Raw genomic sequence first — 25,286 nt, 5'->3', positions numbered from 1 at the left:
GTCACGTGCCTCGGCCGAAGGTTCTCGAAATTCACCATTTTCGCCGCACCCTGACCCAAATCCCCACACAGCCCAGAGCATCTTCGAAGCGGCGGGCCGGATCGCGCGATGTTCGCGATGCCTTTCGCCTGTCGCAGCCATGGTCCGGCCATGGCCAATTGCGCGGCACCGGATCGCGCGCTTCGCTTCCCGACCCGTTAGACAGGGGCGAGAAGGAGGCGGCGATGCGGGTTGCGATCGTGACGTTCGATGGATTCAACGAGTTGGACAGTTTCGTCGCGCTGGCGCTGACGGCGCGGGTGTCGGGATGGTCCGCCGCGATCTGCGGGCCGGGATCGGCGCTGACGTCGATGAACGGCGTGACGGTCCAGGTGCAGCAACCGATTGAATTTGCGCATGAAGCCGATGTCGTGATGATCGGCAGCGGGGTGCGGACCCGCGATGTCGTTTCGGATGCGAAACTGATGACGCGGCTGCGGCTGGACCCCGCGCGACAGATTATCGGCGCGCAATGTTCGGGCGCGCTGATATTGGCGAAGCTGGGCCTGATCGGCGACCTGCCCGCCTGTACCGACATGACCAGCAAGCGGTGGGTGATCGACGCGGGCGTGCGGGTGATCGATGCGCCTTTCGTCGCGCATGGGCGCGTCGCGACGGCGGGCGGATGCATGGCGGCGCATTATCTGAGCGCATGGGCCATCGCGCTGGGCGCGGGCGAGGATGCGGCGCGCGGCGTGATCGACTATGTCGCGCCGGTGGGGGAAAAGGCGGCGACAGTGGCGCGGGTCATGGGCGTGGTCGGGGCCTTCCTGCCTGTGGGGGCTGGACCGACAGGAGGCGGCCTGCCTTGCGGAAATGAGGGGACATAAAATAGTTGCAATTTGATACTGGATTGGCAGATTGTCGCCCGACCGACCCGATGACAGGAGGAGAGAGGCGATGATTATCCATGGTGCGCGGCCGTCACCCTTTGTACGCAAGGTGATCGTCTTTGCCGCGGAAAAGGGAATCGATGTCGACGTGCAGGCCGCAGGGTTTGGCCGGGGCGCGGAAGGCTATATGAAGGGGTCGCCATTCGGCAAGATTCCGGCGCTGGAGGATGGCGATTTCCTGCTGTGCGATTCGACCGCGATCATCACCTATATGGATGCCCTGCATCCCGAACCCAATCTGATCCCCATCGACCCCAGGGCGCGGGCGCGGACCATATGGTATGAGGAGTTCGGCGACACCGAAGTGCAGGCGGCGGGGCAGAAGATCTTCTTTAACCGGGCGGTGGCAAGGGCGCTGAAGCGCGAACCCGATCTGGCCGCGGCGGACCGGGCCGAGGCGGAGGCCATGCCGAAAATCCACGATTATCTGGAGGCACAGCTGACGGGCAAGGCCTGGCTGGTCGAGGATCGCTTTACGCTGGCCGATCTGGCGGTGGCCAGCCCGTTGATCAATGTCGGCTATGTTTCGGACCGGCTGACGGCCGATCGATGGCCCCATGTCGTCGCCTGGCTGGACCGGGTGAAGGCGCGGCCCAGCGTTGCCGACGCACTGGCGCAGGAAGCGGGCGCGGTACAGGCTTTGCTCAATAAATAACCTATATGGAACATTTTGCTTGACATCGTCACGCTGATCTGGCAGAGGTTGGCATAGTGGAGAAATGCGGGTCGCCGACAGGCGGCTCTGGCGCGAAGGGGCTGGTCCGAAAGGATCGGCCCCTTTGTCTTTGGCGGGAGGGGTGGCATGGCGGGGCGCAGGAAAACGGACGGGCTGGTGACGCGGCGGCAGCATGCGGGCGGTGAAACCCGCGCGCAGAAGGGCAAGGCGCGCAGCGACGGATGGAGCCGGGTGAAGGAAAAGCGCTTTCTGGAAACGCTGGCCGAAACCTGCAACGCGAGCGAGGCCGCGCGCGCGGCGAAGATGAGCCGGGCGAGCGCCTATCGCCGTCGGCGCGACGACGCGGCCTTTGCGCGGGCATGGGATGAAGCGATCGACATCGGCTATGCCGAGATCGAGGCGATGCTGATGCGCGAGGCGCTGTACGGGAGCGAGGTGGAGGAGCTGACGCTGGACGGCGAGGGGATGCTCAAGGGGCGCAAGGTGAAGAAGGCGCGCAATCTGGGCGTGGCGATGCGGCTGCTGGCGATGCACCGCGATGCGGTGGAAAAACGCCGCGCGGCCCGCGACCATGCGATGCGGCCCGACAGCCCCGAAGCGATCGCGCAGGTGGAAAAGGTGCTGGGCGAGATTACCGCCATGCGGATCGCGGCGGGGGTTTAGGGGGGATGTGAAGGCGATGGTCCGTTCCCGTCATTCGGAGGGCAGCGCGCCTGTCATACGATCCGTTCGGGCCTGTATGCCTTGAGCGCCTGTTCGTGCGCGATGGCGGGCGCCACGTTTCTGTCAGCGGGGGGCGCGTCGTCGCGGCAGATGCCAGCCTTCGCTGGCATGACGGTGGAGGGCGTGTCGGTTGGCGGAGGCAGATGGTCTGGCATCCTGCCCGCCCCCCTCACGGTACGCCGATGACGCTGTCCGACTGGGCGGGATAGGCGCGCACAAGGGCGGCGCAGAGGGCGGTGGCGACGTCGCCCTGCGTCCGGGCGGGGCGGACGGTGACGGCGGTGCCGCGCCAGACCACATCGTCCGCGCCGCGTTTGCGCAGCACCATGTCGAGCTGTGTGCGTTCGAGCGCGACGGTGCGGGACTTGTTGGTGGGGATGGGGACTTTCAGGATCGATCCGACCGCCTTTGCCACGCCGCCGCTGATGAGCGCGGGGCTGGATTGATCGACCCGCAGGCTGGTGGTGCCGACTTCCGATGCGCGCACGACCAGTTCCATGCGGTAGGCGGCATGATCCGCGCCGTCGAGCAGGATGAAGCCGCGGGCGGCCAGCGCGCTGGTCGCGGCGTCGCGGAAAATGTCGGGGGACAAAGGCTGGCTTTCGTCGGCGGCGCGGGCTTCGACCGTGATGGTGCCGTCTTCGGGCGGGACCGCGGCCGATGCGGGCGACGCCATCGCCAGCGCGCGCATGAGCGTCAGCAGCGCGACGAAAGGCGCTGTCGGGCGCGTGGGGCGTTCGTGATGGGAGCGGCGGCGGATGGGCATGGGGCGTGGCTCCGTAAAAGGATGCCGCGCAGGGTAGAGCATGTGCGGGCCGGATTGAACCGGAATATGAAGCGGTTGCAGATGGATTTTCCGGTGGCGGGCGATGCTGGGATGCTGGCGATTTCGCAGCGGCGTGAAGAGGTGCGGCGGGGTGAAGGGGGCGCCGCCGGGAGGAGTCGTCCTTCCCTTCGTGACGGGTGTGCGTCGGCAGGAGGATGTTGCGGGGGCGTGTCAATGGTGGCACGGAGCGGGCATGGCCCTGTTCGCTTATATCGGCGCTGCGATGGCGGAAATCGCGGGATGTTTCGCTTTCTGGGCGTGGCTGCGCATGGACAGGTCCGTGCTGTGGATCGTGCCGGGCGTCGCTTCGCTCTGCCTGTTCGCCTGGCTGCTGACGCTGGTGGAAACGGATAATGCCGGGCGGGCCTATGCCGCTTATGGGTCCATCTATATCATGGCGGCGATCGGGTGGCTGTGGGTGGTCGAAGGGGCGCGGCCCGACTGGTGGGATCTGATCGGCATGGCTATTTGTTTGGTGGGCGGCGCGGTGATCCTGTGGGGACCGCGCACGGCATGAGAGACGGGAGAATGGATTTGCGGCGATGGGTGATTTTGGGCTTGCTGGCGGGATTGGCGGCCTGCGGCGACGGGGCCAGCGAACAGGCCGCGCCGGTCGATGTCGAGGCGCCCGAAACCGGCGCGGCGGCGCAGGTGGCGAAGCTGACGCCGGACCTGCGCAATGGCGTGTTCGCCAAGGCGATCCGCGACAGCGGGGCGGCCTGTCCCGAAGTGACCGGGGCCGACCGTGCCGAAATCCGCCATGGCGTGCGCGGGTGGAAGGCCCAGTGCAACAATGAAAGCGCGCATCTGATCCAGATATTGCCCGACGGAACCGCCAAGGTGACCAGCCGGACGCATTGACGGGCGGATTGAGGGGGAGGGGCGTTGGGCTGGCTTTCCCCGTTGATGCTGTGAGCGGGCGGGGCGTCCCGATGATGCCCCGGTCATCGGCCGCCGACGCTTTACAGGGGCGGGGCAGGCGGTAAGCAGAGGCCATGAAAAAGATCATCCTGCTGGCTGCGGCCCCCGCCCTCTATTCTTTGCCCGTGCTGGCCGCGCCCGCAAAGGCGCCCGATCCCGCACGGCTGAAGACGACCGTCGAGAAGCTGGTGCGTTTCGGCACGCGCCATACGCTGTCGTCGGCCACCGACCCCAAGCGCGGGATCGGCGCGGCGCGCAAGTGGGGCGCGGCGGAATTTTCGGCGATCGCCAAGGGATGTGGCGGCTGCCTGAGCATCGAGACGATTTCCGGACCATTCACCGGGCCGCGCGCGCCCAATGGCGTGGAAGTGGCCGATGTGCTGGCGATCCAGAAAGGCACGGGCGACCCCAGTCAGGTCGTGATCGTCGCGGGGCATATCGACAGCCGCGTGACCGACGTCATGAACATCACCGACGATGCGCCGGGCGCGAACGACAATGCGTCGGGCACCGCGCTGGTGATCGAGGCGGCGCGGGTGCTGGCGGGCGAAAAGTTCGACGGAACGATCGTCTATGCCCTGTTGTCGGGTGAGGAACAGGGGCTGTGGGGCGCCAGGCTGCTGGCCGAAACCGCGAAGAAACGCGGATGGCAGGTGCGCGCGATGCTGAACAACGACATCGTCGGCAACATAGTGGGGCAGAATGGACAGATCGTCGCGGACCGGGTGCGCGTCTTTTCCGAGGGCATCCGCTTTTCCGAGGATGGCAAGGCGAACCTGACCCGCCGCGCGATCGGCGGGGAGGATGACGGCCCTTCGCGCGCGCTGGCCAAAAAGATCGACGGCATTGCGGAGGGTAATCCGCAGATCGGGCTGGACGTGTTCGCCGTGCGCAGGCTGGACCGGTTCGGGCGGGGCGGGGACCATTCGCCCTTTCTGGAACTGGGCTTTCCCGCGGTGCGATTTTCGGTGGGGATAGAGAATTACGACCGGCAGCATCAGGACCTGCGCACCGAAAACGGGCGCGTGTATGGCGACACGGTCGAGGGGATGGACTTTCCCTATCTGGCGAAGGTGACGGCGCTGAATATCGCGGCGCTGCGTGAACTGGCGGCGGCGCCCGCCGCGCCCGCCACGGTGTCCCTGGACGGGGCGCTGTCCATGGATACGCGCGTGTTCTGGGACGCGGTGCCGGGAGCGGCGGCCTATCGCGTCTATTGGCGGCGGGCCGATGCGCAGGACTGGACCGACAGCCGCACCGTGACCGGCGCAACGCAGACGGTGCTGAAGGATGTGGTGGTGGACGATCATTTCATCGGCGTGGCGGCCGTGGCGAAGGACGGCGCGCAGAGCATCGTGACCTTTGGCGGGATAGCGCCGCGGCGGTGAGCATTTTGAAGTCATCCGGCACGGATGACGGCTCGCAAAATGCGGTAAACAAAGGCGCGCATTTTGAAGTCATCCGGCACGGATGACGGCTCGCAGGATGCGGTAAACAAAGGCGTGCATTTTGAAGTCATCCGGCACGGATGACGGCTCGCAAAATGCGGTAAACAAAGGCGTGCATTTTGAAGTCATCCGACACGGATGACGGCTCGCAGGATGCGGAGGCGGAAAGAGTTTTGGAGCATGGTCCGGTCTGGCCGGTCGGACCATGTTCCCGCGCCGGTCGGGCGTCAGGACATCGTGCAAGGTCGCCCGTTCGGGCGGCCTTTTTATTTGGGGGCGGGGCTGTGGGGATGCTGGTTTCGCATAAGGAATTTCTGGACGGTCTGGGGGAGGAACGGCGGGATGCGATAGTGGCCTGGCTGAACGCGTCGGGGGTGCACCGGATGGTGTGGGACTGGCGCTTTATCGGGCGGCCCGCGCAAAAGGCGCCGCCGGGCGACTGGCGCATATGGCTGATGATGGCGGGGCGCGGTTTCGGCAAGACGCGGGCGGGGGCGGAATGGGTACGCGCGATTGCAGAGCGCGATCCGGCCGCGCGGATCGCCATCGTCGGCGCGACGCTGGGCGAAGCGCGCAGCGTGATGGTGGAGGGGGCGTCCGGCCTGCTGGCCATCGCGCCATGGTGGGCGCGGCCGGACTATGCCCCGGCGCTGCGCCGGCTGAGCTGGCCCAATGGCGCGCAGGCAAGGCTGTTCGGCGCGGCCGATCCCGAAAGCCTGCGCGGGCCGCAGTTCAGCCATGGATGGGCCGACGAAATCGCCAAATGGGCGGGCGGGCAGGCGGCTTGGGACAATCTGATGATGGGCATGCGGCTGGGGCAACGGCCGCAGGTGCTGGCGACCACGACGCCGCGCCCGGTGCCGCTGGTGCGCGGGCTGGTGGCGCGTGACGGCGGGGACGTGATCGTGACGCGGGGGCGCACGGCGGACAATGACGCCAATCTGGCCGAAGGGTTCGTCGCGGCGATGGCGGACATATATGGCGGCACCCGGCTGGGACGGCAGGAACTGGACGGCGAACTGATCGCCGAGGCGGAAGGCGCGCTATGGTCGCGCGACATGATCGAGCGCAGCCGGGTGGTGCATGTGCCGGGCGCGCTGAACCGGGTGGTGGTGGCGGTCGATCCGCCCGCTTCGGTGGGCGGCGACGCATGCGGCATCGTGGTGGCGGGGGTGGGCGGCGACGGGCGCGCCTATGTCATCGCCGATGCCAGCGTCAGCGGCCTGTCCCCCGAAGGATGGGCGCGCGCGGTGGCCGCCGCCGCGCTGGTCCATGGCGCGGACCGGGTGGTGGCCGAGGCCAATAATGGCGGCGCCATGGTGCAGAGCGTGTTGCAGGCGGCGCAGGAAAATATGCCGGTGCAGCTGGTCCATGCCAGCCGGGGCAAGGTGGCGCGGGCGGAACCGGTGGCGGCTTTGTACGAGGCCGGGCGGGTGGCGCATCGCGGGGCCTTTCCACAGCTGGAAGACGAGATGTGCGGGCTGATCGCGGGGGGCGGCTATGTCGGGCCGGGGCGATCGCCCGACCGCGCCGACGCGCTGGTATGGGCGCTGAGCGAACTGATGCTGGGGAAAAGAGGCGAGGCGCGGATCAGGGGGATGTGAGGGGGGTAGTTTTTGGGTGGGTAAGCGACATTTGCCTTGGCGGGTGCGCAAAGTCAGCAACGCGCCCAAGTTGGTCGCTCAATGGACGATTTGACGTTCCTGACAATTGCCCGTCCGGTATCCCCTTCCCAATGGGTTCGTCAGCGGTGAATATGGCGCACAAGGCCTTAAGCTTTGCCTGAGAACCGACACCACCTACCATTGCATGATTGTGCCGAGGCGCTAACACTCTCCAATCATGACCGATCCAACCGAAGCACTTCGCGAGATATTTGACCACCATCCGGCGGCGCCATTCCTCTTTGTAGGGTCTGGCTTCTCTCGTCGCTATCTTGGCCTTGAAGATTGGGCCGGTCTGCTGAGTCGGTTCTGCAAGCCGATTAAGGAGTTCGCCTATTATCGTGCAAAGGCGAGCAACGATTTGCCGCTCGCAGCTAGTTACATGGCGGATGATTATTATGAATGGTGGTGGACGGCGGGCGAGACCAGCGAAAGTCGTGACGTCTTTTCCGGCTCTGTGACAGACAAATCCGATCCTCTCAAATATGAAATAGCCAAGTACCTGAGTGCTTTTGCTCTTCAAAATGTGCAAGCCTCAGAGTTCTCTGCGGAGATTGCGGCGTTCGCTGAGATATCGGTAGACGGAATAATTACGACGAACTGGGATTCTTTGATCGAAGAATGTTTTCCAGATTACACCGTATATGTCGGTCAAAATGAGCTATTGTTCTCAAATCCACAGTCAATAGCGGAGATATATAAGATACACGGTACTGCTGCCGACCCTCATTCAATGGTGTTGAATGAAGCGGACTATAATAAATTTTCCGAGAAGAACCCTTATCTAGCGGCGAAGCTCGTGACGATTTTTGTCGAACATCCAATTGTCTTTATCGGATATTCGATCAATGATCCCCACATTCAATCTATCATAATGTCGATCGCAAAGTGTCTTCCGCAAAACAAGATAGCAGCTTTTGAACAAAATCTTATATTTATTCAAAGGGCCAAGGGGGAGGAGGAGCCATCAATCCAGAAGACGACGCTCCAATCGGGAAGCTTCAATGTCTCGTTGATGGTCGCAAAGGTTGCTGGTTTTGATCAGGTCTACTCTGCATTGAGCGGCAGGAAGCGGAAGGTGCCTGCACGGCTTCTTCGATTTTTCAAAGAGCAGATGTATGACTTCGTTCAAGCACCAGAAGCAAGTGGAACAAAATTAGCTGTAGTCGACTTCGATCGCTTAAGCGAGTTGGATGACATCGAGTTCGTGGTGGGCGTGGGGGTCGCGGCGCGTCAGGGGGAGTTAGATACCGCGATCCAAGACGCATTGGCCAAAAGAGGATACTCCGGGGTCACGGCTGATGATATATTCAGCGACGTTGTGCAGATCGACTCCAACTTCGAAGCACACGCATTGCTCGAGGGCGCTTATCCCGCCCTCAGCCGGAGCAATCGAACGTTTCTTCCTGTTTTCAGGTATATTCGCGCAGCTGGCATGGACAGCGCTGAATCACTGGAAGGCTCTGGGTTCCTAGGTGCGAAGAAGATCGTCGCCAAAATGGCTAAGCAAGATTACTACTTCTCGGCCAGCTACAAGAAAAGGTTCGACGACTTCTTCTCTGAGAAAACGACTCGCGAGATAATCGATCATGCTAGTACTCCTAGAGAAGCGTTGCTGATGCTACCTTTCCAAGACAAAAGTCAGATCGACGTCGGGGTGCTGCGTCAGTTCCTTGCGGAAAACGCAGATGCGTTCGTCGATCCGCCCTATCTTACCGCGTACCGAAAACTGGTCTGTCTCTATGACAAGTTGGCTTTCGGCTTCGATGGCGTTTGATGATCGAGTCCTGCAACTATCTGAACGAACTGCGGCTTTTTTTATGACCGCCGGCTGACGAACGACTGAGATTAGGGCGCGAAGCAGCTTGTCTGCTTCGGCCGGCTTCGAAGTCCGCTTGCGGCGAAACCAGACGTAGATCAGTTCGGTTTGTACGGCCGAATCTAGCCGAGAGACCTCGCATCTGAAAGGCAGCTTTCGCCGTAACGGCGCTCCGAACCGGCCATTCCGCTATCGGCCATCCCCGGCCATCGATCCTGCCTTACGCCCGCCGCAAATGGCTGCGCGCTGCCGTCAGGGGCTGTCCGGCTGGAAACAATCGGCTGCCGACATCCAGTTTTCATACAAGACCTTTATTTCGTCGCAGCAGCCTCTACATGGTGGCGTCACATCCTATCGATGAAGGAATTATCATGCTGATCGACCGGCTCAACTGGCGTTATGCCACCAAGAAGATGAACCCCGAAAAGGGCGTGTCGGAAGACAAGATCGACCGCATTCTGGAAGCGGTGCGGCTGGCGCCGACGTCGAGCGGGTTGCAGCAGTTCGAAGTGATCGTGGTCACCGCGAAGGACGTGCGCGAAAAGATCCGCGCCATTGCGTGGGATCAGGCGCAGGTGACCGATGCGTCGCACTTGATCGTCTTTGCCGCGTGGGACAATTATACGCCCGAACGGATCAACCATATGTTCGATCTGGTCAATGACGAGCGCGGTTTCCGCAACGAAGGCTGGGAAGCCTATCGCCAGATGTTGCTGAACACCTATCCCCAGCGCGACGCGCAGACCAATTTTGAACATGCCGCGCGGCAGGCCTATATCGGCCTTGGCATCGCGCTGACCGCGGCGGCGTTCGAAGAGGTGGATGCGACCCCGATGGAAGGGTTCGACCCGGCGGCGCTGGACGCGATACTGGACCTGCCCGCGCGGGGCCTGCGTTCCGTGGCGATCATGCCGGTGGGATACCGCGCGGATGAGGGCGACTGGCTGGACGGCCTGAAGAAGGTGCGGCGCCCGGTCGAACAGTTCGTGTCGCGCATCGATTGACCCTGCCTGAAAAAGGGCCCTGCGTGAAAGGGACGGAACCGCGTGACCGCGCGGTTCGTTTCCCAGCCATCATGAATTTGGTTTTCGATGGAGTAAGCAAGATGAAGATGGCCAGGATGTTCGCGGCTGTCATGGGTCTGGGCGTCGGTCTGTCCGTGGCGGCGACCCCGGTGCTGGCGGCGAGCCTGAACAGCAAGGACCGCGCCCGCGTGTCGCGCGCCGCGCCGCGTGACCGGGACGATGTGCGTTACTGCCTGTTGCAGGGCAAGAAGGGCCGGGACAAGGGCACGCTGATCGGCGCGGCCGGTGGTGCGGGCGTCGGCGCGATCGCGGGCGGCAATCTGGGCGAAACATTGCTGGCGGGTGCGGCTGGCGCCGTCGCGGGCCGGGTGATCGGCAAGAGCGAGGGCACCAATTCCACCTGCGACCGGGTGCTGGCGCGCAATCCGTAAGCGCGGGCCGCTAGAGCGATTTCCAGGCGATCGGGATCGATCGCTGGTTAAGACATCGCGGTAAACAAAGAACTTGGAGCGACGATCTGATCCCATCAGATCGCCGTTCTCATGCGGGCCGATGGCGCGCATCGTGCGGAACATAGGATATAGGGAGAGGGGCCGATCCCCCTTTCCCGGTTTCGACAGGTGGCGCAGGCCGCCAATCTTCACCAGCCCTCTCCCCCGTCGGGGAGAGGGTTTTGTTTTGGGGGCAATCCATGAAATGGTTCGGAACGAAGGCGGCCGCATCCGGGGATGCGCGGCCGGTGCTGGCGCGCGCATGGGGCACGGGCGCGGTGGCGCTGGGCGAATGGCCCGCCAGTTATGAGGCGCAACTGCGCGCGGGCGTGATGGGCAACGCCGTGGCGCAGCGGGCGATGCGGCTGGTGTCCGAAGGCGCGGGCGCCTGTGCGATCAAGGTGCGCGGGCCGAATATGGATAGCGGGGATGGCGCGCGGGTGGACGCGCGGGTTAGGGCGCTGATCGCGCGGGCATCGGCCGGGCAGGGGCTGATGGAAACGCTGGCGTGCCATCTCCTGCTGCACGGCAATGCCTATGTCCAGTTGATCGCGGGGGCGGATGGCATGCCCGCCGAGCTGTTCGCGCTGCGCCCCGAACGGGTGAGCGTGGAGGCCGATGCGCGGGGATGGCCCGCCGCCTATCTGTATCGCGTGGGGGAAAGCGTGACGCGGCTGTGCCCCGAAGACGGCGCGGGGCGGACGAGCGTGCTGCATATTCGCGCGCTGCATCCGCTGGACGACCATTATGGGCTGGGCTGCGCGGGTGCGGCGGCGGGCGCGGTGGCGATCCACAATGCCGCGAGCGTATGGAACAAGGCGTTGCTGGACAATGCGGCACGGCCGAGCGGGGCGATGGTCTATGATCCGGGCGACGGGTCGGTGCTGTCCCCCGAACAGTTCGAGCGGGTGAAGCGGGAGATGGAAGTCGCCTTTGCCGGCGCGGCCAATGCGGGGCGGCCGATGCTGCTGGAAGGGGGGCTTAGCTGGAAGGCGATGAGCCTGACCCCGGCGGAAATGGATTTCGTGGGGCTGAAAAGCGCGGCGGCGCGGGAGATCGCGCTGGCGTTCGGGGTGCCGCCGATGCTGATGGGCCTGCCGGGCGACAATGCCTATGCCAATTATCGCGAGGCGAACAAGGCGCTGTGGCGGCAGGCGATTTTGCCGCTGGTCGGGAAGATCGGCGCGGGGCTGGCGCAGGGGCTGGGCACATGGTGGCCGGGGCTGGCGATCGAGCCGGATCTGGACGCGGTGCCCGCTTTGTCCGACGAGCGCGCGGCTTTGTGGGAGCGGGTCGCGGGCGCCGATTTCCTGAGCGCGGAGGAGAAGAAGGCGATGCTGGGGCTGTGATTACTCCCGTCGTTACTCCCCGTAGTTACCCAATGCCGCGGGCGGGCATGGAATCGAGGCGGCAGAAGCCATTGTCCCAATTCCATCCGCCACCCTGAATGAGGCAGTCGCCCGCGCGGAACAGCCCGAAATGCCAGGCGAGCGCGGCGACGATGGCGATGGCGACGATGATCAGGACTTTGCGCGGGGCTTTTTTCATGCGCGCCCAGATAGGGCGCGTGGGCGCGATTGGAAAGGAGGCGGCGATGAAAGAGGAGATGCTGGCGCGGCTGGTGGCGCAGACCGAAGGGCGGGGGGCAGGCGGTGCAGGCGACATGCTGGCGATCCGCGCGATGATCGAGGAGGCGAGCGAGCTGGGCGCGGGGCGGGCGCTGGAGCGGCTGGGGCTGGCGGACCGGCGGGCGCAGGGCGATGTGCGCGAACTGCGCGAATTGCTGTCCGCCTGGCGCGACGCGAAGAAGGCCGCGCGCGGCGCGGTGATCGGATGGGCGGTGCGGATCGGCATGGCGATGATCCTGCTGGGCATTGCGGTCAAGATGGGGCTGCTGGGGCTGGTCAGAGCCTGAGGGACGAAGGGAGGCGGGGATGGAAGGGGGCGATGTGCGCTTTGCCGGTTATGCGGCGATATTCGACCGGGTGGACCGGGGCGGGGATGTGGTGCGGGCGGGTGCTTTCGGCGCGATCGATCCGGCGGGCGTGCCGCTGCTGTGGCAGCATGGGCCGGGCCATGTGATCGGCCGGATCGAAATGGCGCGCGAGGATGGGCGCGGGCTGCGCGTGATCGGCCGGGTGTCGCGCCGCACGGCAGCCGGGCGGGAAGCCGCCGCCGCGCTGGCGGGCGGGGCGATCGACGGGCTGTCGTTCGGATACCGGGTGCGCGCGGCGCGGGGCGCGGTACCGCGCGAACTGCTGGCGCTGGATCTGGTGGAGGTGAGCATCGTCACCCACCCGATGCAGCCGATGGCGCGGGTGATTGGGGTGGAGGCTTAGACGCCCAGCCAGGCAAGCCCGCCAGGCAACGGATCGGCGCTATAGTCGAGTTGCAGGACACGGCGATGACGGGGATTGGTTGCCGTGTCGGAGGCATGGAGAATGGGCGTGGCATAGACCCAGATGTCGCCACGCGCGGCCAGACAGGCATGGGTGCCGCAGCGCGCAACCAGCGGTGCGACGGCATTTTTCGAGACACGGCCATGGCGATGGGAGCCGGGCGCGATCAGCAGCGGGGCATTTTCGGCATCCACGGCATCAAGGTGGATGCGCAGCGTCAGCATGCGATCCAGCAGCGATTGCGGGGGCGCGACATGCTGAATCCCTGACTTGATCGTCCACGGGCCGAAGCCGGGTGTATCGATGCGCTGACGCACGGCGATCGTGCGATCCTGATGCCAGTTGAGCGACCAGTTGGTGGCGGCTGATTTGTCGAACAGGATGGCGCGGACCGGACAAGCGGCTTCCCCCAGATGAGCGGCGGCATGGCGGCCTACCGCGCCGATGGATGACAGCATGGCGCTGAGCGCGGGCAGCGTGACGAGGCGGATGCCGGGCTGGTCGCTGGGCTGGGATGCGAGCGCGGTTTCAATGAGGGTGATGGCCGTGATGTCGAGGGCCGCGGGCACATGCTGGGCGCCGTCGGAAGCGATAGTGAGAGACATGGCGGCTTTATGAGCAAGGCAACGGGTGGCCGCAAGGGCTGCCGGCTTCTCCTTTCAGCTTCGCGATGACCGGTGGCTGATCAGAATTTCGGACCTTCTCCCCTGACGGGGTGGGGCATGGGCGGGCGGTTCCGGTTGGGGCCGCCCTTTTTTGTGGAGACGGGCATGACGGAACAGGTGACGGACGGGCTGGAAGCGCGGTTCGATGCGGTGGTGCAGGGGGAAAGGATGGACGCGATGGAAGGGGAGATCGCGGCGCTGAAGGGGGCTTTGCTGGCGCAGCGGCGTCCGGCGCTGGACGGCGTGAAGGGCGGCGATGTCGATCCGGCAAGGGCGGCCTTCGTCGACCGGTATCTGCGGCAGGGGCATGAGGCCGGGGTCGAACTGAAAAGCTTTTCGGGTGGCAGCGGGGCGGCGGGCGGCTATGCCGTGCCGCGTGAGATCGACCAGCTGATCGGCGCGACGCTGAAGGGCATTTCGCCGATCCGCGCCATCGCCAATGTGGTGCGCACCGGATCGGCCGGATACCGCAAGCTGGTGAGCGCAGGCGGCATCGTGTCGGGATGGGCCAGCGAAACCGGCGCGCGGGCCGAAACGGGGACGCCGAGCTTCAACGAAATCGCGCCGCCCGGTGGCGAGCTGTTCGCCAATCCGGCTGCGTCGCAGGCGATGCTGGACGATGTGCAGTTCGATGTCGAAAGCTGGCTGGCGGGCGAGATTGCGCGGGAATTTGCCGTGGCGGAGGGCGCGGCCTTCGTCAACGGCAATGGCGTCAACAAGCCCAAGGGGTTCCTGACCTACGCCACGACCAGTGAAGCCGACAGCGTGCGCGCTTTCGGCGCGCTGCAATATGTGGCGTCGGGCGCGGCGGGGGGCTTTGCCGCGACCAGCCCGCAGGACAGGCTGATCGACCTGGTCCAGAGCCTGCGCGCGCCCTATCGCCAGGGGGCCTGTTTCGTGATGAACGGCGCGACGCTGGCGGTGATCCGCAAGATGAAGACGAGCGACGGCGCGTTCATCTGGCAGGCGGGCCTGCATGCGGGGCAGCCCGCGACGTTGCTGGGTTACCCGGTGGTGGAGGCGGAGGACATGCCCGACATCGCGGCGAACAGCCTGTCCATCGCGTTCGGCAATTTCCAGGCGGGCTATGTCGTGGCCGAACGCAGCGAGACGAGCATCCTGCGCGATCCGTTCAGCAACAAGCCGTTCGTCCATTTCTATGCCGTCAAGCGGATCGGCGGCGCGGTGGCGAACAGCGAGGCGATCAAGCTGATGAAGTTCGCGGTATCCTGATCGGGCGCTGACGCAAGGGGGCGGGGCGATGCCCTGCCCCCTTTTTTCCTGTTGGATGCGGAGCGGGGGAGCGCGGAGATATGGTGGAAGAGATGGAGAGCGGCGGGCTGGCCGCGCCGCTGGATGCGTTGAAAGCCTATCTGCGGATCGGCACGGCGGGCGAGGATGATGTGATGGGCGACCTGCTGCGCGGCGCGTCGGCGCTGTGCGAGCAATTTACCGGGCAATGGCTGATCCGGCGCGACGTACGGGAAATCGTGGCGGGCGGCGGCGCGTGGCAGCGGCTGACAGCGCGGCCGGTGGCGGAGATCATGCAGGTCGAGGCGATGGATGCGCAGGGGGTGACGGAGCCGTTGCCGGTCGGGGCCTATGCCATCGACATCGATGCGAGCGGCGACGGGTGGGTGCGGTCGACCCGCGCGGGCGACAGGCGGCGGCTGGCGGTGCGATACCGCGCCGGATTGAGCGAGGATGTCGCGGGGCTGCCCGAAGCGCTGGTGCAGGGGATCGTGCGGCTGGCGGCGGAGCATTTTCTGGCGCAGGGCACGCAAGGCGCGGCGCCGCCCGCCATGGTGAGCGCGCTGTGGCGGCCGTTTCGCCGGATGCGACTGTCATGATGGCGCCACTGATGGCGCGGCTGGAGGAGATAGCGGCGCAGCGCCGGGCGCGGATCGCGGCGGGGCTGAACGACATGGGCGTGACGGCGACGGTCGAGGGGGAGGAGGTGCGGGCATCCGCGCCGGGGCTGCAGGGACGCTGGGCGGGCGACCTGTCGTTGCGGGCCATGTTCAGGGACGGAACAGGGAGGAACGGGGCATGAGCGGCGAAGCGGCGGCGCGGGCGGCGGTGATCGCGGCCCTGCGCGGGGATGCGGCATTGATGGAACAGGCCAACGCCCTGTTCGATGGCGAGCCGGGGCGGGCGGCGGCGCCCTATGGATTTGTGGGGGAAGCGATCGGCGCGGAATGGGGCGGCAAGGGGCTGGACGGGCGGGAAGTGCGGCTGACCATCGGGTTGCGGGTGGGGGATGAAGCAACGGCGCGGATCGCCGCGATGATGGCGCGGGTGGATGCCGTGATGGCGATGCTGAGCGATCAGGACGGGTGGCGGCCGGGAGAATGGCAGATCGTCACCGCGCGGCTGATCCGGTCGCGGATGATGCGCGATGCACCGGGATCGCCCACCGGATGGCGGGCGATCGTCGATTATCGGTTGCGGATGGTGCGGGGGTAAGGCGCAGGCATGCGCCGCTCAAGCGCCTGTCGGAGCAGGCTGCGTTGAACGCAGGATGGGTGGCGTCCGTATCTCTCCCCCTGATGGGGAGAGAAGGACGTGGCGCGCAATGTCGGGCGCTGTTCCGTTTCGCCCCCCTTAAGCAGAGGCGGGCGGATCAGCCCGGACGGCTGCTTTCTTCAAATTCGGACGTGATCTTGTCCACATATTCCGAAATCTGGTCGTCGGCGTCGCTATTGGCTTCGGCATCCGACATCTTGTCCGCCTTGTCCTGTGCGACGATGGCGGCGCGGAAGGCGGATTCCTTGTCGGCGCAGGCTTTCTTGATCGCGGACTGGAAATCGCCGACCGACAATTTCTGGTCGATGCCCGGCTGCATCTGGGCGGCGAGGCATTTGGAAAATTCCTTGCGCCCGGTGCCCACGGCATCGGCGGAAGGGGTGGCAGCCAGCATCATGACGAGCGAAGCAGCAACAATCATCGAACCCTCTCCATAAGCGGCGGAAGCCGCCGTGACCCGGTGGCAGGACGCCACCGTGATTCCTTTCATTTTATCGCGATTTTCCGGGCGGAATCAGGGTGGTTCCGGCGCCGGTTTCGCTTGGCTGGAGAATGCGCCATGGCAGTCGAAAAGGGAAGTGCGTTTCTGTTGAAAGTGGGCGATGGCAACACGCCCGCAACATATGCGACGGTGGCGGGCATGCGCACCACGCAACTGTCCGTCAATGGCGAGGCGGTGAACATCACCAGCAAGGATTCGGGCGGATGGCGCGAATTGCTGTCAGGGGCGGGGGTGCGATCGGTCAGCGTGTCGGCGGCCGGGCTGTTCACCGGATCGGCGGCGGAAATCCGCATCCGCAACCATGCCCTGTCGGGCACGATCGAGCATTTCGAACTGAGTTTCGAAAGCGGCGAGCGGATGCGCGGACGATTTCTGGTCACGCGGCTGGACTATGCCGGGGATTATAATGGCGAGCGCAATTATGCGCTGAGCCTGGAAAGCAGCGGTGCGGTGGTGAGCGAATGAGCGGGGCTAATCCAGAGCGCGGGGAGGCCGCGCTGGCGCTGGGCGGCGAGGTGCTGACGTTGCGGCCGAGCTTTGCGGCGCTGGTGGCGGCGGAAGAGGAACTGGGGCCGCTGTTCGATCTGGTCGAGCGGGCGGCGGACGGGAAGCTGTCGCTGGGCGATCTGGTCGCGCTGTTCTGGCACTGTCTGGTCGATCGGGAGCGATTGAGCCGCGAGGCGCTGGGCGAGGCGGTGATCGCCGTCGGGCTGGCGACGGTGACGCCGGTGCTCAAACGCCTGTTGCAGCAGATATTGGCGGGAAAATGACGCGCTTTGCCGATGCCGCAGGGCGGCTGGCGGGGGTGGCAGGATGGCTGCTGGGGTGGCGGCCGGATGAGTTCTGGCGCGCCACCCCGGCGGAACTGGCGTGCGTGCTGCGCGCGGCGGTGGGCGAGGATGGTCCGGAAGGTGGCGTGGATGGGGCGGAGTTGCAGCGGTTGATGGGGGTGATGCCTGACGTATCAATCCCGTTCGGGCTGAGCGAAGTCGAAGCCGGTCACTGAACCAGAGGTGAAATGTCTTCGCTTCGCTCAGACCTGCCCTTCGACTTCGCTCAGGGCGAACGGAAATCAAATCGGAGCGGTAATTCATGGACGAGGATGTCGAGACTTTGGTGGTGCGGGTGCGGGCCGACAGGCAGGGGCTGGCCCGCGATGTGGAGGCGATGCGCGCGGGGCTGGAAGGGCCGCTGGGCGAGGGGGCGGACCGGGCCGGGCGCAGGATCGAGCAGGGGCTGATGCGTGCGGTGCGGACCGGCAAATTCGGGTTCGAGGATCTGCGCCGCATGGCGGTGAGCGTGCTGGACGAAATTGCCGCGGGCGCGCTGCGTTCGGCCGTGGGCGGGATTGGTGGGGGCAGGGGCGGGGGCGGGCTGGTGAACCTGGGCGCGTCGTTGCTGACGTCCGCGCTGGGCCTGCCGGGGCGGGCGACGGGCGGCCCGGTGACGCCGGGCAGGGCCTATATGGTCGGCGAACGCGGACCGGAAATGTTCGTGCCGACGTCGAGCGGGCAGGTGGTGGCGCAGGGCGCGGGCGGGGCGCGCGACGTGCGGGTGAACATCGCGATCAGCGGGCGCGGGGGCGAGAGCGAGCCGCGACTGCTGGCGCGCAGCGCGCGGCAGGTGGCGCGGGCGGTGAAGGGGGCGCTGAACTGATGGGCGGGATTTCCTACTGGCTGGCGGACCGGCGACGGGGACAGGAGGCGCGTTTCATCAAGCGGTTCGCCGCGACGCACTGGACCGTCAATTTCCCCCGGCCGATGATGGCGAGCGTCGTCACGACCGGGCCGGACAGCCTGCGCATGGATGCGGTCTTCTATGGCTCCGGCGACCTGGCGGGGCTGATCTGGGACGCGCAGGACCATTGGAGCCATCCGTTGCTGGCCTATGAAACGCGGCGGGATTTTCGCGATTGCCGTCTGTCCTTTCGCTGGCGCAGCGGGGGCGTGCGCAGGCTGGACGAAACGCATGGGCCGACGCTGACCATCGAAGGGCGGGATGCGGCGGGCGTGGCGCGGGCCTGGTATGTGCGGTTGTGGAACTATGCCAGCGGTGCGCCCGAAGACGCGGAAATCGCGATCGATTTTGCCGATCTGGTCGGCGGATACGACCTTCCGGAAGATGCCGACCCGGTATGGGCGGGCGATGTCGACCGGATGTTCATATCGCTGGTGCCGCCCGGTTATGACGAGGGGACGACGCCGTTCCCCGCCGCTGTCGAGGGATGGGCGGAACTGAGCGGCATCCGGTGCGACGGCGCGGGATCGGTGCTGGACATCGGCGACGCGATGCTGCCCGAACATGGGCTGTCGATGGCGACGGGCTATGACGACGGGTTCAACCAGACGCCCGAACGCATCGTCGCGGCGATCCATGCGCTGGGCTATCGCGGGACGATCAACCATTATGTCGGGATGAGCCATTATTTCCGGCTCGAACGATCAGGCGAGGGGCTGTACGTCAGTCTGGCGGGCGGGGTGCTGAATGCGCCATGCGCGGCATGGCACCGGGACTTTGCGGCGCGGGCGCAGGCGATGGGGTTCGGCGTCATCTGGTCGCTGTCCTACGAGCTGTTCGATGCGCATTGCTGGAACGACTGGAAGCAGCGGGCGGAAAATGGCGACCCGGCGCTGACCGGATGGGTGCCGCCGTCCACTTTGCTGTCGCCCGCGCATGGCGGGGCCATGGCCTATCTGAAGACGGTCGCGGGGGCCTTTGTTTCCATCGCGCTGGAGGCGGGACTGCCGATCCTGTTTCAGGTGGGCGAGCCATGGTGGTGGGTGATCCCGTCGGACGGGCGCATATGCATTTATGACGATGCGGCGCGGGCGGCGCTGGGCGGGCACCCGGTTTCCATTGCGAGCATCTGGGGCGAACTGGATGCCGACCAGTGCGACCTGCTGGATGCGGCGGGGGCGTTGCTGGCGGCGTCGACGGCGGATCTGTGCGCGGCGGTGAAGGATGCGGCGCAAGCGGCGGGACAGGGGGCGGTGACGCATCTGCTCGCCTATCTGCCGACGATACTCGATCCCCGCGCGCCGGAGGCCAAGCGGGCGAACATGCCGGTGGGGTGGGCCGCGCCCGCATTCGATGTGTTGCAGCTGGAAGATTATGACTGGGTGACCGAAGGGCGGCCCAGCCTGACGGACAAGGGGATCGTGCTGGCGACCCAGCGGCTGGGCTATCCGATCGGGGAGCAGCATTATCTGGCGGGGTTCGTGCTGTTGCCCAGTCAGGCGGGGCAATGGACGCTGATCGCGCGGGCGGCGCAGGCGGCGCTCGAACGGGGGACGGCGCAGACATTCGTCTGGGCTTTGCCGCAAATATGTCGCGACGGCTTTACCGCCTTCAGGATCGATGGGGAGGATGATGTGCAACCCTTTGACGATATAGTCTTTCCAATCGCCATCGGGCGTCAGGCGAGCGTGTCGCCCGCCTTTTCCACGCAGATCGTGGAAAGCGTTTCGGGGCATGAGCGGCGCAGCAGCGACTGGGCCGATGCGCGATTGTCGTTCGACGCGGGGCCGGGCGTGCGGTCCGAAGCGGACATGGCGGCGCTGGTGGAATTTTTCCGCGCGCGACGCGGTGCGGCGCGGGGGTTCCGCTTCACCGACCCCTATGACGACCGCAGCGGCGCGCCGGGCGTGGCGCCCGGACCGATGGATCAGCGGCTGGGCATCGGCGACGGGGTGCGGGCCGAATTTCCGCTGATGCGCCATTATGGCGCGGGGGAGGAGGCGCAGGCGCGCTGCATCACCCGGCCGGTGCCCGGCAGCATCCGCGTGGCGGCCGATGGCGTCGAACTGCATGACGGATGGAGCCATGCGGGATTGGGCATCATCGCGTTCGACGATGCGCCGGGGGCGGGCGTGGTGCTGACCGCCGGTTATCGGTTCGACGTGCCGGTGCGCTTTGCCGAGGACCGGCTGGAGATCAACCGCGCGACATTCGCGGCGGGGGAAGCGCCGTCCGTGCCATTGGTGGAGATACGCGAATGAGCGTGGCGCAGATGCTCGACGGACCGGTCCAGACGCTGGCTTTCTGCTGGCGGATCGAGCGGCGGGACGGAGTGACGATCGGCCTGACCAGCCATGATCGCGACCTGACCATCGGCGGTCTTACCTATCGCGCGGCGCCGGGGATGACGCCATCGGCCGTGCGCAGCGGGATAGGGATGGAGGGCGAGGATAGCGATGTCGCAGGCGCGCTGGCGAGCGATGCGATCAGCGAAAGCGACCTGATGGCAGGGCGATGGGACGGCGCGGCGCTGGAATTGCGCCTGACGACGTGGGAGGCGCCGGGCGCGCTGTGGCTGATGCTGGCGCGGGGCGAGATCGGCGCGGTGGCGCGGCGGGGCGGGGCCTTTACCGCCGAGCTGATCGGGGCGGCGGCGGTGCTGAACGCGCCGGTCGCGCCGTCCACATCGCCCGATTGCCGCGCGCGGCTGGGCGACCGGGCGTGCCGGGTGGACATGGCGGCGCGGCGGAGGGTCGTGACGGTGCATGCCGTCGATGCGGCGGACGTCGCCATCGGCGGGCTGGAGGCCGGGGCCTATGCGTTCGGGACGCTGCGATGGCTGGGCGGGGCGAATGCGGGACTGACGCAGGGGGTGGTCGACAATGATGCGGCGGGGGTGACGCTGGCCGATCCGCCAGCCTTTGCGGTGGAGGCGGGCACGCTGGCGCTGTTGACGCAGGGGTGTGACCGGCAGCTGGCGACCTGTGCCGCGCGGTTTGGCAATGTCGTCCATTTTCGCGGGGAGCCCTATCTGCCCGGAATGGACCTGCTGACGCGATACCCCGGCGCATGAGCGCCGTCGTCGCGCGGGCGCGGGCGATGGTCGGCGTGCCGTTCCGGCTGCATGGGCGTGATCGGGCGGGGCTGGATTGCGTGGGGCTGGCGGCATGGGCCACGGGGCGGGCGGTGCCCTGCGCTTATGGATTGCGCAGCGGGGACGCGGGGCTGGCCGAGCGATGGCTGCGCGCGGCCGGGCTGGTCAAGGTGAAGGGCGGCGCGGCGGGCGATGTGGCGCTGGTGCGGGCGGGACCGTTGCAGCTGCATCTGATGATCGCGACCGGGGCGGGGTTCATCCATGCCCATGCCGGGTTGCGGCGGGTGGTGGAGATGCCGGGCGGGTCGCCATGGCCGGTGATCGGCTGGTGGGCCTGAATGCTTTGGGCAGGCTATTGACGGGAGGGATATATGGCGACGGTGGTGCTGAGTGCGGTGGGGACGGCGCTGGGCGGGCCGATCGGCGCGGCCATCGGCGGGTTGATCGGCAATATGTTCGACAATCAGATATTGTTTCGGCCCAGGGGACGGGACGGCGAGCGGCTGGCCGATCTTCAGGTGCAGACATCCACTTATGGGGCGCAGATCCCCCGGCTGTTCGGCACGATGCGGGTGGCGGGCACCGTCATCTGGGCGACGGACCTGAAGGAAAGGAGCAGCCGCAGCGGCGGGGGCAAGGGGCGGCCGAGCGTCACCAGCTATAACTACAGCGCGAGCTTTGCGGTGGCGTTGTCCGCGCGGGCGATCCGTTCGGTCAGGCGCATCTGGGCCGATGGCAATCTGCTGCGCGGGGCGGCGGGGGATTTCAAGACCGAACTGGGCGCCTTTCGCCTGCATCATGGGGGCGAGGATCAGCCGGTCGATCCGCTGATCGCGGCGGCGCAGGGGGAAGGGATGACACCGGCGCATCGCGGGATCGCCTATGTCGTGTTCGAGGATCTGGCGCTGGCCGATTACGGCAATCGCATCCCGTCGCTGACGTTCGAGGTGGAGGCCGATGACGGGCCGGTGCCGATCGGCACGGTGGCGCGGGATTTGAGCGGCGGGCGGTTGGACGGCGACGCGCTGGCGCAGGTCGATGGCTTTGCGGCGGGCGGGACCGATGTGCGCGACGCCATCGCGCCGCTGGTCGACGCCTATGGGCTGGCGCTGGGCAACGATGCGGACGGGTTGATGCTGATGCCCGTGGCGGCGGAGGCGCAGGGGGATGTCGGCGCGGACGCGCTGGCGCGGCGGGTGAACGGGCAGGGCGTCGATCCGGCCGAGCGATCCGCCGGGGCGGCCGATGGCGTGCCGGTGGCGCTCAGCCTGCGTCATCATGATGCGGCGCGCGACTATCAGGCCGGGGTGCAGCGGGTGACGCGGCCGGGCGCGGGGCGGCAGGAACAGGGGATCGACATGCCCGCGGTGATGGCGGCGGACGATGCGCGCGCGATCGCATCGGCGCGGCTGGGCGCGGCCTGGACCGGGCGGGCGCGGATGACGCTGCGGTGCGACTGGCGCGCGCTGGCGATGGCGCCGGGCATGGTGGTGCGGGTTGACGGCGCGCCGGGGCTGTGGCGGATCGAGGAACGGGAATGGGAGGCGATGGCGGTACGGCTGGCGCTGCGCCGGGTGCCGGGCGCGGGCGGAGTGGTGCCGGGCGGAGCTTCGCCGGGCGTGATCGTGCGGCAGCCCGATGCGATCCATGGCCCCACCATGCTGATGCTGGCGGACCTGCCGCAGATGCGCGACGGGGTGGCGAGCGCGCCGGTTCTGATCGCGGCGGCGAGCGGGGGCGTGGGCTGGCGCAACGCCGCGCTGTTCGTGATGAGCGAGAGCGGCGAGGCGATGCCGGCGGGGCGTAGCGCTTTGCGTGCGGTGATGGGGGTGACGGACGCGGCCCTGCCGGGCGGGAGCGCAACGCTGATCGACCGGCGGCACAGCCTGTCGGTGACGTTGCTGGCGCAGGACATGGTGCTGGCCAGCGCGGACGAGGCGGCTTTGGCGCAGGGGCGCAACCTGTGCCTGATCGGGCGGGAGCTGGTGCAGTTCGAAACGGCGGTGCGGACCGGCCCCGCCACATATCGGCTGGGCGGGTTGCGACGCGGGCTGCGCGGGACCGAATGGGCCATGGCGGACCATGGCGCGGGCGACCCGTTCCTGCTGATCGAGGAAGAGCGGCTGGCCGATCCTCTGGCCAGCGTCGGCATGGCGGCGGAACCGGGTGCGCCGGTGCGGATCGCGGCGGTGGGGCTGGGCGATGTCGAACCGGCGCAGGCGGCGCTGACGGTCGAAGGCGCGGCTCTGGTGCCGCCTGCGCCGGTGCATCTGAAGGTGAGGGCAGAGGCCGGCGGCCATGCGATCGGCTGGACAAGGCGCAGCCGCGCGGGATGGCGATGGAGCAGCGGGAGCGACGTGCCGATGGCCGAAGAGGCGGAACGCTATCGCATAACGGTGATGGACGGCGCGCGGGTCGTGCGCAGCGTCGATGTGGATGCGCCGCGATGGACCTATGGCGCGGCGATGATCGCGGCGGATGGCGTGGCGGGAAGGCCATTGCTGGTCGAGGTGCGGCAACTGGGCACCTGGGCGCAGGGGCGCGTGGCGCGGATCGGCATGACGGGATGACGGCATGATGATGGGAGACGGGACGATGGAGGAAAGCGCGCGATGGGCCTTGCCGATGCTGTTTGCGGGGCAGGCGCAAAAGGAAATGCAGCATAATGAGGCGCTGACGCTGATCGACGCCCTGTTGCACGGGCGGGCGGAAAGCGCGGACATGACGGCGCCGCCGGGCGCGCCGGGGATCGGGCGGTGCTGGATCGTGGCGGCGGGCGCGACCGGGGAATGGGCCGGGCAGGGCGGCGCGGTCGCGCTGTGGACGGACGGAGGATGGCGGTTCATTGCGCCGCGCGCGGGGTTGCGCATGGATGTCGCGGACCGCGACCATGCGCTTTTTCACGATGGCGGCGAATGGCGCGCGGTTCCTGTTCGGGGCGACGGCGTCTATATCGATGAAAAACGCGTGGTCGGGCCAAGAATGGGAACGATTGCCGATCCGACCGGCGGTGTTATTATCGACGGCGAAGTGCGGTCTGCCGTCTCAGCCATTCTGGTCGCCTTGCGGGGACATGGCCTGATCGCACGCTGATATTGCCAAAGGGTGATTTTTTATTTGGGCCGTTAACACAATAGTATAGGTTGCTGCACGATTAGCCTGACAGACCCGTTCCGAGCGGGTTAGTGCGTTATTTTTGCAACGGTTTCACTAATTGTGGACTTGCCATGAAACCTTCTTGCCGATACAGGGTTTCAGCAGTCCTTCGTGACACTCTTGAAAGGGGAATTCAAATGCGGAAGCTTGCCCTCGCGGCTGCGCTTGCGACCAGTGCCCTGGCCACTCCGGCCTTGGCGCGTGACAACAGCTGGTATGTTGGCGTGGACGCCGGCGTCCTGCTGGTCGAAGACCAGGACCTGACCTTCCCGAATGCAACGGCTCCGCGCAACGCGGCCGTGCCCAGCATCGACTATCATAAGGGTTATGATTTCGACGCAAACATCGGTTACGACTTCGGTGGTTTCCGTCTGGAAGCCGAAGCCGCTTACAAGCGCGCCAAGATCGACCTCGACCAGGTCGGCTTCGGTGGTGCTGCCTCGGCTCTCTCGTTCATGCTGAACGGCCTGCTCGACTTCGGTCCCGATGACGGCCTGCAGGGCTTCGTCGGCGGCGGTGTCGGCGTTTCGCGCGGCAAGCTGGCTTCGGACATCGTGAACGACAGCGACACCGGCTTCGCCTGGCAGGCGATCGCGGGCGTTCGTTACCCGGTCACCAACAATGTTGACGTCTCGCTGAAGTATCGCTTCTTCAACCAGGACGACATCAAGGTCATCCCGGC

The 25,286-nt window shown here is 66.4% G+C and carries 32 protein-coding genes; 27 read left to right on the top strand and 5 right to left on the bottom strand.

The annotated features are described in order from the left end of the window. From ACOJSJ_RS16735 to ACOJSJ_RS16725, 3 genes are all read left to right on the top strand, one after another. On the top strand, window positions 1-869 hold an 869-nt coding region (locus ACOJSJ_RS16735), incomplete at its 5' end, for a DJ-1/PfpI family protein (protein ID WP_420146092.1). Window positions 870-939: 70 nt separating this feature from the next. Beyond that, entirely contained in the window at window positions 940-1,587 is a 648-nt protein-coding gene (locus ACOJSJ_RS16730) for a glutathione S-transferase family protein (RefSeq protein ID WP_420146091.1), read from the top strand. Window positions 1,588-1,734: 147 nt separating this feature from the next. Further along, window positions 1,735-2,271: a hypothetical protein gene (locus ACOJSJ_RS16725; protein WP_420146090.1), complete on the top strand. Its 537-nt coding sequence runs from the start codon at window positions 1,735-1,737 to the stop codon at window positions 2,269-2,271. Between the two features lie 53 nt (window positions 2,272-2,324). Here the strand turns inward: ACOJSJ_RS16725 and ACOJSJ_RS16720 are convergent, their stop codons facing one another. Next, entirely contained in the window at window positions 2,325-2,486 is a 162-nt protein-coding gene (locus tag ACOJSJ_RS16720; protein ID WP_420146089.1) for a hypothetical protein, read from the bottom strand. A 14-nt stretch (window positions 2,487-2,500) separates the two neighbouring features. After that, a complete protein-coding gene (locus tag ACOJSJ_RS16715; protein ID WP_420146088.1) occupies window positions 2,501-3,097 on the bottom strand; it encodes a hypothetical protein in 597 nt (198 codons plus the stop codon). A gap of 253 nt (window positions 3,098-3,350) precedes the next feature. Between ACOJSJ_RS16715 and ACOJSJ_RS16710 the strand changes: the two genes are divergently transcribed. From ACOJSJ_RS16710 to ACOJSJ_RS16675, 8 genes are all read left to right on the top strand, one after another. Further along, complete coding sequence (locus ACOJSJ_RS16710; protein ID WP_420146087.1) at window positions 3,351-3,674, top strand: YnfA family protein; 324 nt, start codon at window positions 3,351-3,353, stop codon at window positions 3,672-3,674. An 11-nt stretch (window positions 3,675-3,685) separates the two neighbouring features. After that, a complete protein-coding gene (locus ACOJSJ_RS16705; protein WP_420146086.1) occupies window positions 3,686-4,018 on the top strand; it encodes a hypothetical protein in 333 nt (110 codons plus the stop codon). A gap of 134 nt (window positions 4,019-4,152) precedes the next feature. Continuing rightward, window positions 4,153-5,466, top strand: a complete 1,314-nt coding sequence (locus ACOJSJ_RS16700) for a M20/M25/M40 family metallo-hydrolase (RefSeq protein ID WP_420146085.1) — start codon at window positions 4,153-4,155, stop codon at window positions 5,464-5,466. Window positions 5,467-5,816: 350 nt separating this feature from the next. After that, window positions 5,817-7,130 carry a DNA-packaging protein gene (locus tag ACOJSJ_RS16695; RefSeq protein WP_420146084.1) on the top strand — a complete coding sequence of 438 codons (1,314 nt, stop codon included), beginning with the start codon at window positions 5,817-5,819 and terminating at the stop codon, window positions 7,128-7,130. A 238-nt stretch (window positions 7,131-7,368) separates the two neighbouring features. After that, window positions 7,369-8,967 carry an SIR2 family protein gene (locus ACOJSJ_RS16690; RefSeq protein WP_420146083.1) on the top strand — a complete coding sequence of 533 codons (1,599 nt, stop codon included), beginning with the start codon at window positions 7,369-7,371 and terminating at the stop codon, window positions 8,965-8,967. Window positions 8,968-9,380: 413 nt separating this feature from the next. Then, entirely contained in the window at window positions 9,381-10,013 is a 633-nt protein-coding gene (locus ACOJSJ_RS16685) for an NAD(P)H-dependent oxidoreductase (protein ID WP_420146082.1), read from the top strand. Between the two features lie 101 nt (window positions 10,014-10,114). Further along, the gene (locus ACOJSJ_RS16680; RefSeq protein WP_420146081.1) at window positions 10,115-10,465 is read left to right on the top strand and encodes a hypothetical protein; all 351 of its coding nucleotides are present in this window, start codon (window positions 10,115-10,117) and stop codon (window positions 10,463-10,465) included. Window positions 10,466-10,725: 260 nt separating this feature from the next. Further along, window positions 10,726-11,874: a phage portal protein gene (locus ACOJSJ_RS16675; RefSeq protein ID WP_420146080.1), complete on the top strand. Its 1,149-nt coding sequence runs from the start codon at window positions 10,726-10,728 to the stop codon at window positions 11,872-11,874. A 25-nt stretch (window positions 11,875-11,899) separates the two neighbouring features. Here the strand turns inward: ACOJSJ_RS16675 and ACOJSJ_RS16670 are convergent, their stop codons facing one another. Beyond that, entirely contained in the window at window positions 11,900-12,073 is a 174-nt protein-coding gene (locus ACOJSJ_RS16670; protein WP_420146079.1) for a hypothetical protein, read from the bottom strand. A 46-nt stretch (window positions 12,074-12,119) separates the two neighbouring features. Here ACOJSJ_RS16670 and ACOJSJ_RS16665 point away from each other — a divergent pair, with 46 nt between their 5' ends. After that, a complete protein-coding gene (locus ACOJSJ_RS16665) occupies window positions 12,120-12,440 on the top strand; it encodes a DUF6127 family protein (RefSeq protein ID WP_420146094.1) in 321 nt (106 codons plus the stop codon). Window positions 12,441-12,459: 19 nt separating this feature from the next. After that, window positions 12,460-12,864 (top strand): HK97 family phage prohead protease, encoded by a 405-nt coding sequence (locus ACOJSJ_RS16660; RefSeq protein WP_420146078.1) that lies wholly within the window; start codon window positions 12,460-12,462, stop codon window positions 12,862-12,864. Here ACOJSJ_RS16660 and ACOJSJ_RS16655 read toward each other — a convergent pair. Further along, on the bottom strand, window positions 12,861-13,529 hold the full coding sequence (locus ACOJSJ_RS16655) for a phytanoyl-CoA dioxygenase family protein (RefSeq protein ID WP_420146077.1): 669 nt from the start codon (window positions 13,527-13,529) through the stop codon (window positions 12,861-12,863). The genes ACOJSJ_RS16660 and ACOJSJ_RS16655 overlap by 4 nt on opposite strands. Before the next feature lie 165 nt (window positions 13,530-13,694). Here ACOJSJ_RS16655 and ACOJSJ_RS16650 point away from each other — a divergent pair, with 165 nt between their 5' ends. The 4 genes from ACOJSJ_RS16650 to gp17 all read left to right on the top strand — a co-directional run bounded on the left by ACOJSJ_RS16650 (window position 13,695) and on the right by gp17 (window position 16,055). Next, window positions 13,695-14,822 (top strand): phage major capsid protein, encoded by a 1,128-nt coding sequence (locus ACOJSJ_RS16650; RefSeq protein ID WP_420146076.1) that lies wholly within the window; start codon window positions 13,695-13,697, stop codon window positions 14,820-14,822. Window positions 14,823-14,902: 80 nt separating this feature from the next. Further along, window positions 14,903-15,439 carry a head-tail connector protein gene (locus ACOJSJ_RS16645; protein WP_420146075.1) on the top strand — a complete coding sequence of 179 codons (537 nt, stop codon included), beginning with the start codon at window positions 14,903-14,905 and terminating at the stop codon, window positions 15,437-15,439. Then, the gene (locus ACOJSJ_RS16640) at window positions 15,436-15,642 is read left to right on the top strand and encodes a hypothetical protein (RefSeq protein ID WP_420146074.1); all 207 of its coding nucleotides are present in this window, start codon (window positions 15,436-15,438) and stop codon (window positions 15,640-15,642) included. Before ACOJSJ_RS16645 ends, ACOJSJ_RS16640 begins: the two co-directional genes overlap by 4 nt. Continuing rightward, window positions 15,639-16,055: a tail completion protein gp17 gene (gp17, locus tag ACOJSJ_RS16635; RefSeq protein ID WP_420146073.1), complete on the top strand. Its 417-nt coding sequence runs from the start codon at window positions 15,639-15,641 to the stop codon at window positions 16,053-16,055. Before ACOJSJ_RS16640 ends, gp17 begins: the two co-directional genes overlap by 4 nt. Window positions 16,056-16,212: 157 nt before the next feature. On the opposite strand, the gene ACOJSJ_RS16630 is transcribed toward gp17, so the two are convergent. Next, window positions 16,213-16,536 (bottom strand): hypothetical protein, encoded by a 324-nt coding sequence (locus ACOJSJ_RS16630; RefSeq protein ID WP_420146093.1) that lies wholly within the window; start codon window positions 16,534-16,536, stop codon window positions 16,213-16,215. A 138-nt stretch (window positions 16,537-16,674) separates the two neighbouring features. Here ACOJSJ_RS16630 and ACOJSJ_RS16625 point away from each other — a divergent pair, with 138 nt between their 5' ends. The 10 genes from ACOJSJ_RS16625 to ACOJSJ_RS16580 form a co-directional block, all read left to right on the top strand. After that, window positions 16,675-17,082 carry a phage major tail protein, TP901-1 family gene (locus ACOJSJ_RS16625; protein ID WP_420146072.1) on the top strand — a complete coding sequence of 136 codons (408 nt, stop codon included), beginning with the start codon at window positions 16,675-16,677 and terminating at the stop codon, window positions 17,080-17,082. Continuing rightward, entirely contained in the window at window positions 17,079-17,387 is a 309-nt protein-coding gene (locus ACOJSJ_RS16620) for a gene transfer agent family protein (protein WP_420146071.1), read from the top strand. Before ACOJSJ_RS16625 ends, ACOJSJ_RS16620 begins: the two co-directional genes overlap by 4 nt. Further along, entirely contained in the window at window positions 17,384-17,623 is a 240-nt protein-coding gene (locus ACOJSJ_RS16615; RefSeq protein WP_420146070.1) for a phage tail assembly chaperone, read from the top strand. Before ACOJSJ_RS16620 ends, ACOJSJ_RS16615 begins: the two co-directional genes overlap by 4 nt. Window positions 17,624-17,709: 86 nt before the next feature. Beyond that, the gene (locus tag ACOJSJ_RS16610) at window positions 17,710-18,273 is read left to right on the top strand and encodes a tail tape measure protein (protein ID WP_420146069.1); all 564 of its coding nucleotides are present in this window, start codon (window positions 17,710-17,712) and stop codon (window positions 18,271-18,273) included. After that, complete coding sequence (locus ACOJSJ_RS16605) at window positions 18,273-20,615, top strand: phage distal tail protein, Rcc01695 family (RefSeq protein WP_420146068.1); 2,343 nt, start codon at window positions 18,273-18,275, stop codon at window positions 20,613-20,615. Before ACOJSJ_RS16610 ends, ACOJSJ_RS16605 begins: the two co-directional genes overlap by 1 nt. Beyond that, on the top strand, window positions 20,612-21,427 hold the full coding sequence (locus tag ACOJSJ_RS16600; protein ID WP_420146067.1) for a DUF2163 domain-containing protein: 816 nt from the start codon (window positions 20,612-20,614) through the stop codon (window positions 21,425-21,427). The genes ACOJSJ_RS16605 and ACOJSJ_RS16600 overlap by 4 nt, the downstream gene beginning before the upstream one ends. Then, on the top strand, window positions 21,424-21,786 hold the full coding sequence (locus ACOJSJ_RS16595; RefSeq protein ID WP_420146066.1) for a peptidoglycan endopeptidase: 363 nt from the start codon (window positions 21,424-21,426) through the stop codon (window positions 21,784-21,786). Before ACOJSJ_RS16600 ends, ACOJSJ_RS16595 begins: the two co-directional genes overlap by 4 nt. A 33-nt stretch (window positions 21,787-21,819) precedes the next feature. Beyond that, a complete protein-coding gene (locus tag ACOJSJ_RS16590) occupies window positions 21,820-24,018 on the top strand; it encodes a phage tail protein (RefSeq protein WP_420146065.1) in 2,199 nt (732 codons plus the stop codon). A gap of 4 nt (window positions 24,019-24,022) precedes the next feature. After that, window positions 24,023-24,541: a DUF2793 domain-containing protein gene (locus tag ACOJSJ_RS16585; protein WP_420146064.1), complete on the top strand. Its 519-nt coding sequence runs from the start codon at window positions 24,023-24,025 to the stop codon at window positions 24,539-24,541. 200 nt (window positions 24,542-24,741) lie between these two features. Then, window positions 24,742-25,286: outer membrane protein (locus tag ACOJSJ_RS16580; RefSeq protein ID WP_420146063.1), on the top strand; the 545-nt coding region annotated here is incomplete at its 3' end.

This window comes from Sphingobium sp., assembly GCF_048594625.1.
Classification (GTDB): Bacteria; Pseudomonadota; Alphaproteobacteria; order Sphingomonadales; family Sphingomonadaceae; genus Sphingobium.
This window is presented reverse-complemented; position numbering and strand designations above follow the sequence as displayed.